The following is a 16,711-nucleotide window of genomic DNA, read 5'->3' as shown; positions in this document are numbered from 1 at the left end:
GCGGGTCTACTTAGCTGGATAGAGACCTCATGAAAAAGATATTTTACGGCTGGCTGCTGGCCGCCCTGGCAGCGTTGTGCCTGTTGCCCTGGCAGCAACAGGAAGCGGGATTGTTTGCCGGCGAATGGTTGCGCGACGGCCAGTTCTTCAGTGACCGTGGCGCACCGGCCGTGCTGCACCTGCTGTCGTTCGGCGCCTGGCCGCTGAGCGTGTTCTTCGCCCTGATCGCCGCCAGCGCCGCGCTGGTGGCCGGCAATGTGCCGCGCAAGACCCTGGGCCTGGGCCAGATCGCCATCGGCGGCGCCGGCTTGCTGTGGCTGGCATGGCTGGGCTGGGGGCCGCTGGCCGCCAGCACGGGCCTGGGCTTTGGCGCGCTGCTGCTGGCGCTGTGCCTGCTGTTCCTCCTCACCTCGGGCGCCGCAGCCTGCGGCGTCTGCCGCGGCGACGCCTTCGTCGCCGGCGCCATCGGCCTCATTATTTGCCTGATCTCCCTGTTCGTGCTGTTCCCCGTCGCGCTGATCCTCGTCAGCGCCGGCCAGCCCATGGATGATGGCGGCACGGGTGCCGCGGCCCTGGCGCGCCGCCTGGCGGACCCCGGCATCTGGAGCCTCAATTGCGTGTCCGGTCCCGGCCGCTGCGGCGTGGCCTGGAATACCCTGGCGCTGGCGCTGCTGACGGGCGTGTCGGCCACCTTCCTCGGTCTCGTGTTCGCCCTCTTGGTGACGCGCACCAATGGCCGCTGGGTACGCCCGATGCGCGCCATTACGATACTCCCCATCGTCACGCCGCCCTTCGTGCTGGGCCTGGCCCTGATCCTGCTGTTCGGTCGCAACGGCGCCATCACGGGCCTCGTCGGCGACCTGTTCGGTATCGAGCAGAGCCGCTGGCTGTACGGCATGACGGGCGTGTGGCTGTCGCAGATGCTGGCCTTTGCGCCGATCGCCTTTATGACATTAATTGGTGTGGTGGAGGGCGTCAGCCCTTCGCTGGAAGAAGCGTCGGGCACCCTGGGCGCCAGCAGCTGGCAAACCTTCGTCAAGGTGTCGCTGCCCTTGATGCGTCCCGGCATCGCCAATGCCTTTTTGCTGTGCTTTATCGAAAGCATGGCCGACTTCGGCAACCCGATGGTGCTGGGCGGCAATTTCCACGTGCTGTCGACGGAAATCTTCTTTTCCGTGGTGGGCGCCTCGAACGACCAGGGCCGTGCCGCCACCCTGGCCATCGTGCTGCTGACCTTTGCCGTGGGCGCCTTCTTCATCCAGAACTTGTGGCTGGGCAAGAAATCGTATGTGACGGTGACGGGCAAGGCCGACCACGGCGGCCACGCCTCGCTCAACCCGCGCCTGAAAACCACGCTGTGGACCATCGCCCTGCCATGGTTCGCCTTTACGGCCCTGATCTACGGCACGGTAGTGGCGGGCGGCTTCGTGAATAACTGGGGCCAGGACAATGCCTTCACCTTGCGCCACTACATCGACGCCTTCGGCATCACGGCGGGCGCTTCCGGCTGGCACTGGACGGGCCAGGCCTGGCCGTCGCTGTTCACCACCTTGACGATTTCGGCCATCGCCGCGCCCTTGACGGCCTTTGTCGGCATCCTCTCGGCCTGGCTGCTGGTACGCCAGCAATTCGCCCTGAAAAGCGCGTTCGAGTTCGGCACCATGCTCAGCTTTGCCATTCCCGGCACCGTCATCGGCATCAGCTACATTCTGGCGTTCAACTCGGCGCCCATCGAGTTGACGGGCACGGCCACGATTTTGATCCTGTGCTTTGTCTTCCGCAACATGCCGATGGGATTGCGTACGGGCATCGCCGCCATGCGCCAGCTCGACGGCAGCCTGGACGAGGCCTCGATCACCCTGGGCGCCAGCAGCTGGACCACCATGCGCAAGGTCATCCTGCCGCTGTTGCGCCCGGCCATTGCCTCGGCCCTCGTGTATGGCTTCGTGCGCTCGATCACGTCGATCTCGGCTGTCGTCTTCCTCGTCAGCGCCGACTATGACATGGCCACGTCCTACATCATCGGCCTGGTGTCGAACGGCAACTACGGCACGGCGATTGCCTACGCCACGGTCTTGATCGTCGTCATCCTGCTGTGCATCCAATTGATCCACCTGCTGGTCGGCAAGCGCCGCCTTCGCCGCGTCAGCGCCGAAAAAACGCTGCCGGCCGCCGTTCCCAACCTGGAAAAGAGCTACGCATGAACCACTTTACTACCCAAGCAACAGAGCTTGCCGCGCTGGAATTCGACGGCGTCACCAAGCGCTACGGCAAGGCCCTGGCCGTGAACGACGTCTCGTTCACCATCGCGCCGCGCACCATGGTCACCTTGCTGGGTCCCAGCGGCTGCGGCAAGACCTCGACCCTGCGCCTGATCGCCGGCCTGGAACGCGTCAGCGCCGGACGCATCCTGCTCGCCGGCGAGGACGTCACCTTGACCTCGGCCGCCGAGCGCGACGTCAGCATGGTGTTCCAGTCCTACGCCCTGTTTCCGCACATGACGGTGCTCGACAACGTGTGCTACGGCCTCATCGTGTCCGGTGAAACCAAGCCGCGCGCCGTGGAACGGGCGCAGGAAAGCTTGCGCCTAGTGGGCCTGGCCGACTTTGCCGCGCGCTTCCCGAACGAGTTGTCGGGCGGCCAGCAGCAGCGCGTGGCCGTGGCCCGTTCGCTGGTGCTGCAGCCCAAGGTGCTGCTGCTGGACGAGCCGCTGTCGAACCTCGACACGAAACTGCGCCGCCGCGTGCGCGACGAGATCCGCGACATCCAGGTCAAGCTGGGCTTGACGGCCGTGTATGTCACGCATGACCAGGAAGAGGCGCTGGCCATTTCCGACCAGATCATCGTGATGAACCGGCAAGTGATCGCGCAAAAGGGCACGCCGCACGAGCTGTTCGAATCGCCGGCCGACAAATTCGTCGCCGACTTCATCTGTAACGCCAACATCGTCGATGGCGTGATCGAAGCGGTGGCCGACGGCAAGGCCACCTGCGTCATGGGCAAGTTGCGGCTGCGTCTGCCATGCCGCAGCCAGCGCAGCGGCGAAGCGAGTTTCGCCGTGCGTCCGGAAGCAATCCTGCTGTCGCCCGCGCAGCCCGACAGCGCCATGGTGGTGCGCGTGGCGCGCGCCACTTACCTGGGACGCGAAATGCAATACACGCTCGACACGCCGGTCGGCGAACTGTTTGCCGTCTCGCACGACTTGAGCCAGGTTTTCACGCAAGGCACATCGGTCGCCATGACCGTACACGAACATGGCGCAGCCATCATTGGAGGACAAGCATGACAGATATGACACAGGCAGCGGTACTGGCCGACGCGGCTACCCTGGAGCGCTATGCCTACGCCCGGCACATCATCCGCCAGGCGGGCGAGATTGCGCTGGGCATGTTTCACCGCCGCACGGAACTGGTGATCGAGGAAAAAGGCTTGCAGGACATGGTCAGTATCGCCGATCGCATGGTGGAAGACTATGTGCGCGCGCAAATCGCCGCGCGTTTTCCTGACGACGCCGTGGTGGGCGAGGAGCGCGGCGGCGGGGCGTCGGACGCGCGCTGCGTGTGGGTCATCGATCCCATCGACGGCACGGCCTGCTTCGTCAACGGTATGCTGGCCTGGTGCGTGTCGATTGGCGTGCTGGTCGACGGCAAGCCGGCCATCGGCGCCGTGTACGACCCGAATGCGGACGAGCTGTTCCACGCCTGCCAGGGGCAGGGCGCCTACGTGGCGGCGAAGGCCGGCGAAACGCGGCTGCGCGTCAACGACGTGGCCAGCCTGCAGGGCGGCGTGCTGGGCGTGGGCTTTTCGCACCGCGTGGGCACCGATACCTTTTTACCGTTCCTGCTCGATGTGCTGGAAGAGGGTGGCATGTTCATCCGCAACGGTTCCGGCGCGCTGATGATCGCCTATGTGGCGGCCGGACGCCTGATCGGTTATTTCGAGCCGCACATCAATTCCTGGGATTGCCTGGCCGGTATCGTGCTCGTCAACGAGGCGGGCGGGCGCTGCAATGATTTCCTGGCCGATAACGGCCTGGAAAAGGGCAATCCCATCCTGGTGGGCGGCCCCCGCCTGTATCCGCAACTGGCGGCGCTGGCCTTGCCGCGCTGTGCCTGAGCACATTTTATTGAAAGGGAGGACAGGCGTCCGGCGAGGGACGCGCGGAGTGGCAACACACTGTTGAGCATCATGAGTAATCCACCACCATAAAAACAAGCAGGAGACAAAATGAAAAACGGGATGAAAAACGAGATGAACACCATGCAGTTGAACAAGATCGCCGCCGTATTCTTGCTGGCCGTGCCAGGCTGCGTGCTGGCCGAATCGAGCGTCGTCGTGTACGGCCGCATCCATGCGGGATTCGACCGTATCGAAACGTCAAGCTCGGCCACGGCGCCGAATGGCGAATCCATTTCTCGCGTATCGGACAATTCCTCGAAGATCGGCTTCCGGGGAAGGGAAGACTTGGGCAATGGCAACACGGCCTTCTTCCAGATCGAGGGCAATGCCAAGCTGGACGATGGAACGGGCGCCATCAATAGCAAGGATACCTTTGTCGGGCTGGAAAATCCCGCCTATGGCCGCATCGCGCTGGGCCGCTTTGCCACGCCGATTCGCCAGATCAACGGCTACACCAACCGTTTCGTGGGCGAAGGCATCCAGGATGACGCCAACATCTCCCAGCTGGGCGGCGAAGGCTTCAACCGCCGCAGTTCGAACGCCGTCAGCTACCGCACGCCCGTGCTGCAAGGCTTCAGCGCCACGATTTACCGCGCCAGCGAAAACGAGGCATCGAACGGCGACCGCATCTATTCGGGCATCGTGCAATACGTGAACGGCCCCATCAAGGGCGCCGTCGGCTATGAAAAGCACAAGGACTTGCGTCCCGGCTTCAGCGAAAAGATGTTCCGCGCCGTGGGCAATTACAACTTCGGCGGCGGCGACGTGGGCGTGGCCTGGAACCGCATGGTGTATGACGTGGCCGGCGGCGACTTGCAGCGCGACTACTTCACCATCACGGGCGCCTACAAGGCGGGCGGCGGTTCCTTCATCGGCAGGTTCGGCGTGGCGGGCGACGTGTCCGGCAGCGCGCCCAACGGCAGCAGCGTGACCATCAAGGCGACCACCCTGGTGCGCGGCGACGACAGCGGCGCCAAGCAGGCCACCCTGGGCTACGAGTATTACCTGTCCAAGCGCAGCACCGTCTACGCCTATTACACGCAAACGAATAACGACAGGAACGCCAACTACACGTTTGGCGGCAATGCCTTCGCCGCCACCAAGAAGGGGGCCAAGCTCAGCGGTGTGATGCTGGGCGTCATCCACCTGTTTTAACCTTTTTTGCCCGGATTTGCACACGTGTGCATTTCCGGGCGGCATTATTTCGACTATCAAGGAGATGGAAATGATTCAAGTGGCATTGTTCGGCGCCGGGCGCATCGGCCGCATTCACGCCGGCAATCTGGTGCGCCAGCCTGGCGTGCGCCTGAAATACGTGGTCGACGTGCATGCGGGCGCGGCGGCGGAAGTGGCGGCCCTGCATGGCGCCAGCGTCGCCAGCGTGGAAGCGGCGCTGGCCGACCCTGAAGTCAAGGCCGTGCTGATCGCGTCGAGCACGGATACGCATGCGGACCTGATTGTGCGCGCAGCGGCCGCCGGCAAGGCCATCTTTTGCGAAAAACCCGTCGACCTGACCCTGGAGCGTGCGCGCGCCGCCGCCGTTGCCGTCAAGGATGCTGGCGTGCTGTGCATGATCGGTTTCCAGCGCCGCTACGACCCCACATTTGCCGCCGTCAGGCAGCGCATCGCGGCGGGCGAGATCGGTGCGCCTGAGTTGCTTATCGTCACCAGCCGCGATCCGGGCCCGCCGCCCGTCAGCTATATCCAGGTATCGGGCGGCATCTTCAAGGATATGCTGATCCACGATTTCGACATTTTCCGCTGGATACTCGACGATGAAGCCGTCAGCGTGCACGCCACGGGCAGCTGCCTCGTCGACCCCGCCATCGGTGCGGCGGGAGACCTGGACACGGCCGTCGTCACCATCCGCACGGCGAAAGGACGTTTGTGCCAGATCAATGCCTCGCGCCGCGCCGCCTACGGCTACGACCAGCGCTTCGAAGTGCTGGGCAGCCTGGGTATGCTGCAGGCGGGCAACCACAAGCCGACGGAAGTGACGGCCTATGGCTCAGTGAACGTCAGCGTCGACAAGCCGGAAGACTTTTTCCTGGAACGCTACCGCGCCGCCTACGCCAGCGAAATGGCGCACTTTTTCGAGGCCTTTGCCCATGGCGCGCCCTTGCGCACCACCGTCCACGATGGCTTGAAGGCACTGGAACTGGCCGAGGCGGCCACCATGTCATGGCGCGAACAGCGCATCGTGCAATTGTCATAAGGAATGCATGTCATGAAGAATACGACTGAATTTGCCCAGGGCCGCGCGCTGGACGTCATCTGCCTGGGCCGCCTGGCGGTGGACCTGTACGCGCAGCAGATCGGCAGCACCCTGGAAGACGCGACCAGTTTCGCCAAGTACCTGGGCGGCTCGTCGGCGAATATCGCCTTCGGCACGGCCCGCCTGGGCTTGAAGTCCGCCATGCTGTCGAAGGTGGGCGACGACCACATGGGGCGTTTCTTGACGGACACGTTATCGAAAGAGGGTTGCGACGTCAGCCATGTCGGCATCGACCGCGACCGCCTGACGGCCCTCGTCATGCTGGGCATCAAGGATAAAAACACGTTTCCCCTGATTTTCTACCGTGAAAATTGCGCCGACATGGCCATCGAGCCATCCGCCGTCGACGCCGCCTTTATCGCTTCCAGCAAGGCGCTGTTGATCACCGGCACGCATTTTTCGACGGCTGCCATGCACGCCGTCAGCACGCAGGCCCTGAAATTGGCGCGCGCCAACAACGTGCGCACCGTGCTCGACATCGATTACCGGCCCGTGCTGTGGGGACTCTCCGGCAAGGCGGACGGCGAAACGCGCTTCGTTTCCAACGACAGCGTGACGCGCCACCTGCAGGCGATCTTGCCGCAATTCGACTTGATCGTCGGCACGGAAGAGGAATTCATGATCGCCGGCGGTGGCGCCGACATCATGGCGTCCTTGCGCGCCGTGCGGGCCGTGAGCGGTGCCACGCTGGTCGTCAAGCGGGGGCCGCTGGGCTGCGCCGTCATCGACGCGGCCATTCCAGCCGGTCTCGATGTGGCTTTCAACTATCAGGGCGTGCGCGTCGAAGTGCTGAACGTGCTGGGCGCCGGGGACGCGTTTCTCTCGGGCTTTTTGAAAGGCTGGCTGCGCGGCGAGGATTACGAGGCGTGCTGCCGCTATGCAAATGGCTGCGGCGCCCTCGTCGTGTCGCGCCACGGTTGCGCGCCGGCCATGCCGTCGCCTGTGGAGCTCGATTATTTCCTCGCCAATGCGGCGAAACTGACGCAACCGGACCAGGACGCCACCTTGTCGCGCCTGCACCGCACGACGGTGGCGCGCTCGCAGTGGGACGAGCTGTGCGTGTTCGCGTTTGATCATCGCACGCAATTCTTTGAGCTGGCGCAACAGGGCGTTAGTGATGAAGCGCGGATTTCAACGCTGAAGCAACTGTTCGTGCAAGCCGTGGGCCAGACGGAAGCGGCGCGTGGCTTGCAGGGCGGCACGGGCGTGCTGATCGATGACCGTTATGGCGTCGATGCGCTCAACGATGCGACCGGGCGCGGCTGGTGGATCGGCCGTCCTGTCGAGATGCCGGGATCGAACCCGCTGCAATTCGACTGGGGCCGCTCGCTGGCGTCGCGCCTGACGCAGTGGCCCAAGGAACACGTGATCAAGTGCCTGGTGCAGTTGCACCCCGACGATACGCCGGAAAACCGCCTGGAACAGGAAGCGCAGATCAAGGGCTTGTACGACGCGGCGCAGATCACGGGGCATGAGTTGCTGCTGGAAATTATTCCTGCGAAGTCCTTGCCGCAGCACGACGATACCGTGTACCGCGCGGTGAAACGGCTGTACAACCTGGGCATTTACCCGGAATGGTGGAAGCTGGAAAGCATGTCAGCCCAGCAATGGCAAGCCATCGATGCCCTCGTGCACGAGCGCGATCCGTATTGCCGCGGCGTCGTCCTGCTGGGCTTGAACGCGCCGATTGCCGCCCTGGCCGCCAGTTTTGAGCAAGCCAGTGCCAGCACGACGTGCCGCGGCTTCATGGTGGGACGCACCATCTTCCAGGAGCCGAGCCGCCGCTGGCTGGCGGGCGAACTCGACGATGCGGGCCTGATCGCCGCAGTGCGCGCCAACTTCGAGCAGCTCATTGCCCTGTGGCAGCGCACGCGCAACCGCCTGGAGCGTGCAGCATGAGCGCCACGATCAGATTGACCATGGCGCAGGCTTTAGTCCGCTACCTGGCCGCCTTGCGCACGGAAGAGGGCGATGGTTCCTTGATCCCCCTGTTCGGCGGCGCCTTCGCCATCTTTGGCCACGGCAATGTGGCGGGCCTGGGCGAGGCGCTGTACCAATATCGGGACAGTTTCCCCACGTACCGCGCCCACAACGAGCAGGCGATGGCGCACTCTGCCATTGCCTATGCGAAAGCCCACATGCGCCGGCGCATGCTGGCCGTCACCAGTTCCATTGGCCCCGGCGCCACCAATTTGCTGACGGCCGCCGCGCTGGCGCACGTGAATCGCTTGCCGGTCTTGCTGTTGCCCGGCGACGTGTTCGTCTCGCGCGCGCCGGACCCCGTATTGCAGCAGCTGGAAGACGCCACGGATGGCAGCGTGTCGGTGAATGATACCTTTAAACCTTTATCGCGCTATTTCGACCGCATCGTGTATCCGGAGCAATTGCTGACGGCCTTGCCGCGCGCCATCGCCGCCTTGACGGACCCGGCCGCCTGCGGTCCCGTCACGTTATCTCTGCCGCAAGACGTGCAGACGATGGCGTATGACTATCCGGCCGACTTTTTCGAGCCGCGCACCGTGCGTTTCCGCGCCGTGCCGCCCGTCGAGCAGGAACTGGAAGAGGCGGCCGCCTTGCTGAAACACGCGAAACAGCCGCTGATCGTGGCCGGCGGCGGCGTGCTGTACGGCCAGGCCAGCGCCGCCTTGCAGGCGTTTGCCGAGCGCCACGGCATCCCCGTGGCGGAAACCCAGGCCGGTAAAAGTTCCCTGCCGTGGGACCATCCGCTGCAGCTGGGCGCCATCGGCGTCACCGGCTCGCCCGCAGCGAATGCCCTGGCAGCGCAGGCGGACGTGGTGCTGGCCGTGGGCACGCGCTTGCAGGATTTTACGACGGGATCGAATTCCCTGTTTGCGCAAGCGCAACTGGTCAGCCTGAACGTCAACGCTTTCGATGCGCTGAAACGCCGTGGCCTGGGCGTGCAGGCGGACGCGACACTTGGTTTGCAGGGCTTGTCGCGGTACTTGCCTAATTGGAACAGCGCGGGCCACTGGCTGGACCGCGCGCAGCAGGCGGGCCAAGCCTGGCGTGCGACGGTAGCCACGATTACGGGTCTGCGCGACGTGGCCGGCTTGCCGTATGACGGCGAAGTCATCGGCGCCGTGCAGCGCTCTTCTGCTGACTCCACTGCCCGCGACATCGTCGTCTGCGCGGCGGGGACGCTGCCGGCCGAACTGCACAAACTGTGGCGCACCAGCACGCCGGGCGGCTACCACATGGAATACGGCTATTCGTGCATGGGCTATGAAATCGCCGGCGGCCTCGGCGTCAAGATGGCGAAACCGGATGCCGAGGTCATCGTCATGGTGGGCGACGGCAGTTATCTGATGATGAATTCGGAAATCGCCACCTCCGTCATGCTGGATAAAAAACTCATCATCGTCGTGCTCGACAACCGGGGTTACGGTTGCATCAACCGATTGCAGCAGGCGTGCGGCAACGCGTCATTCAACAATATGTTGCCCGACAGCGCACCCGCCATCGACTTCGCCCTGCATGCACGGTCGCTGGGCGCGCTCTCCGAACACGTGGCCAACATTGCCGAGCTGGAACAGGCGATGCTGCGTGCCCGCGCCGCATCGCGCACCTACTTGATCTGCATCAATACGGACGCCACGCGCACGACCGAGGAGGGCGGTTGCTGGTGGGAAGTGGCCGTGCCCGAAGTCTCGACGCAAGCCGGTGTGCAAGCGGCGCGCGCCCGTTATGAACTTGACCGCCAAGGACAACAAAAATGACTACATGGAATGTGAAGATCGGCATCAACCCGATCTCGTGGATGAACGACGATTTACCCAGCCTGGGCGGCGAAACGCCGCTGGAAACAGCCCTCAAGGAAGGCGCCCAGATCGGCTACGTGGGTTTTGAGCTGGGCAACAAGTTTCCCAAGGATGCCCCGGCCCTGAACGCCGTGCTGGGCAAATACAATCTCGCCTGCGTGTCCGGCTGGTATTCGGGACGGCTGGCGCACCGGTCCGTGGAAGAGGAAATTGCCGCCGTCGGGCCGCATCTGCGCTTGCTGGCCGACAGCGGCGCCACCGTCATGGTGTACGGCGAAGTGGCCGACGCCATCCAGGGCGAAGCCCGCCCGTTGTATAAACGTCCGCGCTTCCAGTCGCCGCAGCAATGGCAGGCGTACGCGGACAAATTGACGGCGTTCGCGAAACACTTGCTCGACCACGGCGTGCGCCTGGCCTACCACCATCACATGGGCGCCTACGTGGAAACGCCCGCCGACGTGGACCAGTTGATGGCCTTGACGGGGCCGCAAGTGGGCTTGCTGTTCGACACGGGCCACATCACCTTTGCCGGCGGCGACGCGCTGGCAGTCTTGAACAAGCACATCGATCGCATCTGCCACGTGCATTGCAAGGACGTGCGCCCCAACGTGGTGAAACTGGCGAGAAATGGCCACTGGAGTTTCCTGCAGGCCGTCATCAATGGCGCCTTCAGCGTGCCGGGCGACGGCAGCATCGACTTTCCTGCCATCCTCACGCGCCTGTATCTGCACGGCTACGAGGGCTGGCTGGTGGTGGAAGCGGAGCAAGATCCGGCCGTGGCCCCCAGTTATCAGTATGCCAAGATGGGCCACGATTACCTGGCACGCCTGGTCGACGCCATCCCGCGATTGAAACGGGAGGCGGCATGAGCCCGCTGCTGGTCAAGGCCCGGCCCGGTTCGGCCATCGTCGAAGTGACGCCAGAGTCGGCCGGCTGGACGCACGTGGGCTTTGCCGCGCACCGTCTGGCGGCAGGCGAACAGCTGACGTTGGAGACGGGTAGCCGCGAACTGTGCCTCGTCGTGCTGACGGGCACGGTGACGGTGCAGGCGGGCGGGCAGACCTGGGAAGCGATCGGCAATCGCCAGAGCGTGTTTGAAGACGTCTCGCCCTACGCCGTGTATGTGCCGCTGGAAACCACGGTCGGCATCACGGCCGTGAGCAACGCGGAAGTGGCGCTGTGCAGTGCGCCGGCCACCACCCATCGCCCGGCGCGCCTGATCGACCCGCAGTCGATGACGCGTTCCGTGCGCGGCAAGGGGGCCAATACCCGCTATGTGTGCGACATCCTGCCGCAGACGGCCGAGGCCGATGGCTTGCTGGTGGTCGAGGTGGTCACGCCGTCCGGCCATTCGTCCAGCTATCCGCCGCACAAGCACGACAGCGACAATATCCCGCTGGAAAGTTCGCTGGAAGAAACGTACTACCACCGCCTGAACCCCGAGCAGGGCTTTGCGTACCAACGCGTCTACACGGACGACCGCAGCATCGACGAAGCCATGGCCGTGGAAAACCACGATGTGGTGATGGTGCCCAGGGGTTACCACCCCGTCACCGTGCCGTATGGCTACGACGGCTATTACCTGAACGTGATGGCCGGCCCGAAACGCGTGTGGCACTTTAAAAACGACCCGGCCCATGACTGGCTGATGACGAAATAACAAGGACAAGACAATGACTACCCCGATGATCGGCCACTTTATTGGTGGCAACCCCATGGCGTCGCGCTCCGAGCGCACCAGCGACGTTTTTAACCCCGCCACGGGCGCGGTGACCGCCAAGGTGGCCCTGGCCACTGCCGCCGAGCTGAACGCGGCCGTGGCCGCCGCCCACGCGGCCTTTCCTGCCTGGTCGCAAACCTCGCCCCTGCGCCGCGCTAGAGTCATGTTCAAGTTCAAGGAGTTGCTGGAAGAACATGCGGATCAATTGGCGGCCCTGATCACGGCCGAGCACGGCAAGGTGTTCACGGATGCCAAAGGGGAAGTGACGCGCGGCATCGAAGTGGTGGAATTTGCCTGCGGCATTCCGCAGCTGATGAAGGGCGAATATTCGGAGCAGGTGGCCGGCGGCATCGACGCCTGGTCGATCCGCCAGGCATTGGGCGTCTGCGTCGGCATCACGCCGTTCAATTTCCCCGTGATGGTGCCGATGTGGATGTTTCCGATGGCGATCGCCTGCGGCAATACCTTCGTCTTGAAACCGTCCGAGCGCGACCCGTCGGCCAGCCTGCTGCTGGCGCAGCTGTTGACGGACGCCGGTTTGCCGGACGGCGTCTTCAACGTGGTGCAGGGAGATAAAGAAGCCGTGGACGGCTTGCTGCACCACCCGGACGTGCGCGCCGTCAGTTTCGTCGGTTCCACGCCGATCGCCGAGTATATCTATGCCACCGGCTGCGCCCAGGGCAAGCGCGTGCAAGCCTTGGGCGGCGCGAAAAACCACATGGTCGTCATGCCGGACGCGGACATTCCCCAGACGGTCGACGCCCTGATGGGCGCGGCGTTCGGTTCGGCGGGCGAGCGCTGCATGGCCATTTCCGTCGTCGTGGCGGTCGGCAATGTGGCGGATCAATTGGTCGAGGCGCTGGTGCCCCGCATCGCCGCCCTGAAAATCACGCAAGGCATGGATTTAACAGCGGAAATGGGCCCCGTAGTGACGCAAGTGCACAAGGACAAAATTGCCGGCTACATCGCCACGGGCGTCAAGGAAGGCGCCAAGCTGGTCAGTGACGGGCGCGGTTTCGTCTTGCCCGGCCACGAAAAGGGCTTTTTCCTTGGCGGCAGCCTGTTCGACCATGTCACGCCGGAGATGACGATCTATAAAGAGGAAATCTTCGGCCCCGTCCTCTGCATCGTGCGCGTGCCCGATTTCGCTACCGCGCTGGACCTGGTCAATGCGCACGAGTATGGCAACGGCACGGCTATTTATACGCGCGACGGCAACACGGCGCGCGAATACACGCACCGGGTACAAGTCGGCATGGTGGGCGTGAATGTCCCGATCCCCGTGCCGATGGCCTTCCACAGCTTCGGCGGCTGGAAGCGCAGCCTGTTCGGCGACCACCACGCGCATGGCCCGGAATCGGTGCGTTTCTACACGAAACAGAAGGCCATCACCCAGCGCTGGCCGGCCTCGACGGCGGCGGGGGCGGAATTTGCCATGCCGACCTTGAAGTAAGGTGCGATGGCGGCGCGCAGCGTCAGCGCGCCGCCACGTGGCCGTAGCAGGTTTTCAGTTTCGCATAGTCGTAGAAGACGCTGCCGGGCGCGATGCGGGCGCCGTCGCAGGCGGCCTGGAAGTCGGTTTCCTTTTCGTTGTACAGCAGGCGCACGATCAGCTGGCCTGTGTCGTTGCGGTACACATCCCACTGCATGTTGGCCGCCAGCGGCGAGACGTTCTGGCCGCGCCATGGATTGTTGGCATAGCTGTAGGGCGTCGATGCCGGCAGCGGCGCCAGCGCCTGCTGCAAGCCCATGGCCGAAGCGAGCGGAATGATCATCTCGGCGTGCGTGAAACGCAGCTTGGCCGCGTGGTGCAAATCTCCCCTGGCCAGCGCATCGACTTCCCTGAAAAAATCGTCGCGCAAGGCCAGCGCGAAGCGCCAGGTCACGCCGCTGCTTTCCGTGGTGGCCGGCCCTTTCTGGTAAAAATCCTCGTGGTCGGCGATATAAGCGTAGTAGCGCGCATCCTCGGCGGGCATGTAGCGGCTGAAATCGGCCGGCACTTCATGGCGCATGCCGGCGGCGATCGCGTACAGCTCATACAGTTTCGTCGCGGCTGCATTCAGGCTGCGGATGACGGTCTTGCCGCTGCCCGTCATGGTGCGCGTGAGCTGGCCGTCCGCGCTGGTGAAAGTGTAGCTGCCCGTATCCGCAAAACTGGCGGCGCCGCGCTCAAGCTGGTCGAGGAAGGCGGGCGCAAACAGCCGTTCGAGCACGTGGCGCGCATGCGCGGCCGCTTCCGGTTTTCTGGCCGGGGCGTCCATCAGGGCGTGCAGCTGCTTGGTTCTTTCATAGTACTGGTAGGCCTGGCTGGCGGCATAGGTGGCGTAATGCGGGTTGGCGCGATCGGCGACAAAATCCGTCTGCGGCGCCAGCTTGTGCGCATACAGCAGGAAGCGGTTCACGCCATCGGACTGCGCCACTGCCTTGCGTCCCTGCGGATACGGCGCCGGCGCGGGCGGCAGGTATAGCAAGGGCGCCAGCGCGGGCGCGTGCTCCAGCAGCGACTGCGTAAAAAAGCGCGCACTGTCGCGCGCGCGGTCCACGCCGGAATGGATGGTAACGAGCTGGCGCGGCGCCGTCGCGGCGTCTTGCCCCACTTGCGCGAACAGGGTGGGCAGGCGCGCCAGCATGCGCACGGCCAGTTGCCGGTGTTCCTCGATGCCAGTCCGCGACAGATTGCCGTAGCCGGGCCGCTCGATGCCGGCCACGCCGTAACCGAGCAAGGCGTTCGCCTGCATCAGGGCCAGGATGTCGGGACCCAGTTCGCGCCCCAAAGGTGTGAGCGCATCCTGCGCGGCAGCCTGCCGCCACATCGCATACAGGGCTGCGTCGCTTTTCATGCCGGTTAATCCGCGCGCGCCGTGGCGCGCCACCAACTGCGTGAAGATGGGCTGGAAACCGGCGGGTGGCGCGGCATAGGTGGCCGGGTCCTGCTGCGGCGCATACGGCGTCTTGGTCTGGTAATGGCCTTCCGCGGCCTGGGCGGGAGCGGCGCAGATGGTGAGGGCCAGCAGCATGCTGGACATGGGGAGCGGTGGGGGCATGGCGATCCGTAAGTGACGTGATTGGTTCTTACGTGCAAGCCTAGCAGCAAACGTCCAACAGGCGGGCACGGCTGCCCGCCTGCATTCGTACTTACTGCGCCACGTGGCCGTAGCAGGTCTTCAGCTTCGCATACACATAGAAATGGCTGCCGGCGGCAAAGCGGGCGCCATCGCAGGCGGCCTGGAAGTCCGTTTCCTTTTCGTTGTACAGCATTTTCACGAGCACATTGCCGCCGGCGTCGCGGTACACATCCCACTGCATGTTGGCCGCCATCGGCGCCACGTACAGGCCGCGCCAGGTGCTGTTGTCATAGCTGTAGGTCTGCGCCGCAGGCAGCGCGCCGACGACGCTCTTCAGGCCCATGGCCGTCGCCAGCGGAATGATGGCTTCCGCATGCGTGAAGCGCAGCTTGGCGCCGTGGGACAGGTCGCCGCGCGCGATGGCGTCCACTTCCGTGAAGAAGTCGTCGCGCAGCGCGCGCACGTAGTTCCAGGTGATGCCGGCGCTTTCCGTGGTGCCGGGGCCCTTGTTGTAAAAATCCTGGTAATCCTGCACGAAGGCCTGGTACTTGGCCGCGTCCGACGGCATGTATTGCACGAAGTCGGCTTTCACTTCGTTCGTCATGCCGGCCATGATGGCGTACAGGTTGTACAGCACCGAGGCGGCATCGGCCAGGCCCTTGATGGTGGTGCCGCCGTCGCCCGTGACGGTGTTGGTGAACTTGCCGTCGTCGCTGGTAAAACTGTAGGTACCCGTGTTGGCGAAGCGGTAAGTGCCGTTGTCGATCTTGTCGACGAAGGTCTTGGTGAACAAGCGTTCCAGTACTTCGCGGCCCAGGGTACGCGCCGTGGCATCCGTGTCGATGGCCGTGTATTTGGCCAGGAAACCGGGACTTTCCAGGTAGGCCTGGTAGGCCTGGCTATCCTGGTAAGTCTGGTAATGGCTGTCGAGGGTATCGGTGACGAGGTCCGTCTTCGGCACCAGCTTGTGCGCATACAGCAGGAAGCGGTTGGTGCCATCGGGCTGCGCCACGGGCTTGCCGGCCGGGTAGCCGGTCGGGGCGGGCGGCAGGGTAATCAGCGGCGCGACGTTTGGTGCCGTGGCGGCCAGCGACTGCGCAAAGTACGCGGCGCTGTCCTTGGCGCGGTCCACGCCGGAACTGACGGTGACGATCTGGCGCGGTGCGCTGGCGGCATTGCTACCCAGTTGCGTGAACAGGGCAGGCAGGCGCGCCAGCATGCGCACGGCCAGCTGCTTGTGTTCATTGATGCCCGTCTGCGACAGGTTGCCGTAGCCTGGCGCCGTGATGCCGTCCACGCCGTAGCCGAGCAGCGCGTTGGCCTTCATCAGTTTCAGGATGTCGGCGCCCAGCTTTTGCCCCAGCGGCGTGAGCGCATCGTCGGCTGCAGCCCGTTGCCAGACGTTGTAGAAGGCGGCGTCATACTTCATGCTCGACAGGCCGCGCGAACCGTGGCGGGCCACCAGTTCGGTGAACACGGGCGCGTAGCCGGCAGGTGCCGCTTCATACGTGGCCGCATCCTGCTGCGGCGTGTAGGGCGTCTTGGTCTGGTAGTAGGTGGCGGGGGCGGCCGGCGTCACGGGCGGCGTTACCGGGGGCGTGACGGGGACGGGCGGTGTATCGTCGCCGCCGCCACAGGCGGCCAGGGAAAGCATCAGGAGGGACAGGGGGAGATGGCGTGCGCGCAGCATGGT

12 protein-coding genes are annotated in these 16,711 nt (G+C 64.4%); 10 read left to right on the top strand and 2 right to left on the bottom strand.

The genetic code is table 11. The annotated features are described in order from the left end of the window. Nucleotides 1-29 precede the first annotated feature (29 nt). The 10 genes from O3298_RS05380 (at nt 30) to O3298_RS05335 (ending at nt 13,406) form a co-directional block, all read left to right on the top strand. Nucleotides 30-2,204 carry an iron ABC transporter permease gene (locus tag O3298_RS05380; RefSeq protein ID WP_289913234.1) on the top strand — a complete coding sequence of 725 codons (2,175 nt, stop codon included), beginning with the start codon at nt 30-32 and terminating at the stop codon, nt 2,202-2,204. Continuing rightward, complete coding sequence (locus tag O3298_RS05375) at nt 2,201-3,286, top strand: ABC transporter ATP-binding protein (RefSeq protein WP_099666579.1); 1,086 nt, start codon at nt 2,201-2,203, stop codon at nt 3,284-3,286. Before O3298_RS05380 ends, O3298_RS05375 begins: the two co-directional genes overlap by 4 nt. Next, a complete protein-coding gene (locus tag O3298_RS05370) occupies nt 3,283-4,116 on the top strand; it encodes an inositol monophosphatase (RefSeq protein ID WP_099666580.1) in 834 nt (277 codons plus the stop codon). The genes O3298_RS05375 and O3298_RS05370 overlap by 4 nt, the downstream gene beginning before the upstream one ends. 111 nt (nt 4,117-4,227) lie before the next feature. Further along, a complete protein-coding gene (locus O3298_RS05365; RefSeq protein WP_099666581.1) occupies nt 4,228-5,334 on the top strand; it encodes a porin in 1,107 nt (368 codons plus the stop codon). Between the two features lie 70 nt (nt 5,335-5,404). Continuing rightward, entirely contained in the window at nt 5,405-6,394 is a 990-nt protein-coding gene (gene iolG / locus O3298_RS05360; protein WP_305058705.1) for an inositol 2-dehydrogenase, read from the top strand. A 12-nt stretch (nt 6,395-6,406) separates the two neighbouring features. Then, nucleotides 6,407-8,353, top strand: a complete 1,947-nt coding sequence (iolC, locus tag O3298_RS05355; RefSeq protein ID WP_305058704.1) for a 5-dehydro-2-deoxygluconokinase — start codon at nt 6,407-6,409, stop codon at nt 8,351-8,353. Beyond that, nucleotides 8,350-10,191, top strand: coding sequence for a 3D-(3,5/4)-trihydroxycyclohexane-1,2-dione acylhydrolase (decyclizing) (iolD, locus tag O3298_RS05350; protein WP_305058703.1), 1,842 nt, complete (start codon nt 8,350-8,352; stop codon nt 10,189-10,191). Before iolC ends, iolD begins: the two co-directional genes overlap by 4 nt. Beyond that, entirely contained in the window at nt 10,188-11,102 is a 915-nt protein-coding gene (gene iolE / locus O3298_RS05345) for a myo-inosose-2 dehydratase (protein ID WP_305058702.1), read from the top strand. Before iolD ends, iolE begins: the two co-directional genes overlap by 4 nt. After that, the gene (iolB, locus tag O3298_RS05340) at nt 11,099-11,893 is read left to right on the top strand and encodes a 5-deoxy-glucuronate isomerase (RefSeq protein ID WP_305058701.1); all 795 of its coding nucleotides are present in this window, start codon (nt 11,099-11,101) and stop codon (nt 11,891-11,893) included. Before iolE ends, iolB begins: the two co-directional genes overlap by 4 nt. Before the next feature lie 13 nt (nt 11,894-11,906). After that, complete coding sequence (locus O3298_RS05335) at nt 11,907-13,406, top strand: CoA-acylating methylmalonate-semialdehyde dehydrogenase (protein WP_305058700.1); 1,500 nt, start codon at nt 11,907-11,909, stop codon at nt 13,404-13,406. A gap of 22 nt (nt 13,407-13,428) precedes the next feature. Here the strand turns inward: O3298_RS05335 and O3298_RS05330 are convergent, their stop codons facing one another. Both O3298_RS05330 and O3298_RS05325 read right to left on the bottom strand, forming a co-directional pair. Then, complete coding sequence (locus O3298_RS05330) at nt 13,429-14,997, bottom strand: histidine-type phosphatase (RefSeq protein WP_305058699.1); 1,569 nt, start codon at nt 14,995-14,997, stop codon at nt 13,429-13,431. A 91-nt stretch (nt 14,998-15,088) separates the two neighbouring features. Continuing rightward, on the bottom strand, nt 15,089-16,708 hold the full coding sequence (locus O3298_RS05325; protein ID WP_305058698.1) for a histidine-type phosphatase: 1,620 nt from the start codon (nt 16,706-16,708) through the stop codon (nt 15,089-15,091). Nucleotides 16,709-16,711: the final 3 nt, after the last annotated feature.

Source organism: Janthinobacterium sp. SUN137, assembly GCF_030587265.1.
Classification (GTDB): Bacteria; Pseudomonadota; Gammaproteobacteria; order Burkholderiales; family Burkholderiaceae_D; genus Janthinobacterium; species Janthinobacterium kumbetense.
The sequence above is the reverse complement of the archived record's forward strand: the minus strand, read 5'-3'. Positions and strand labels throughout refer to the sequence as shown.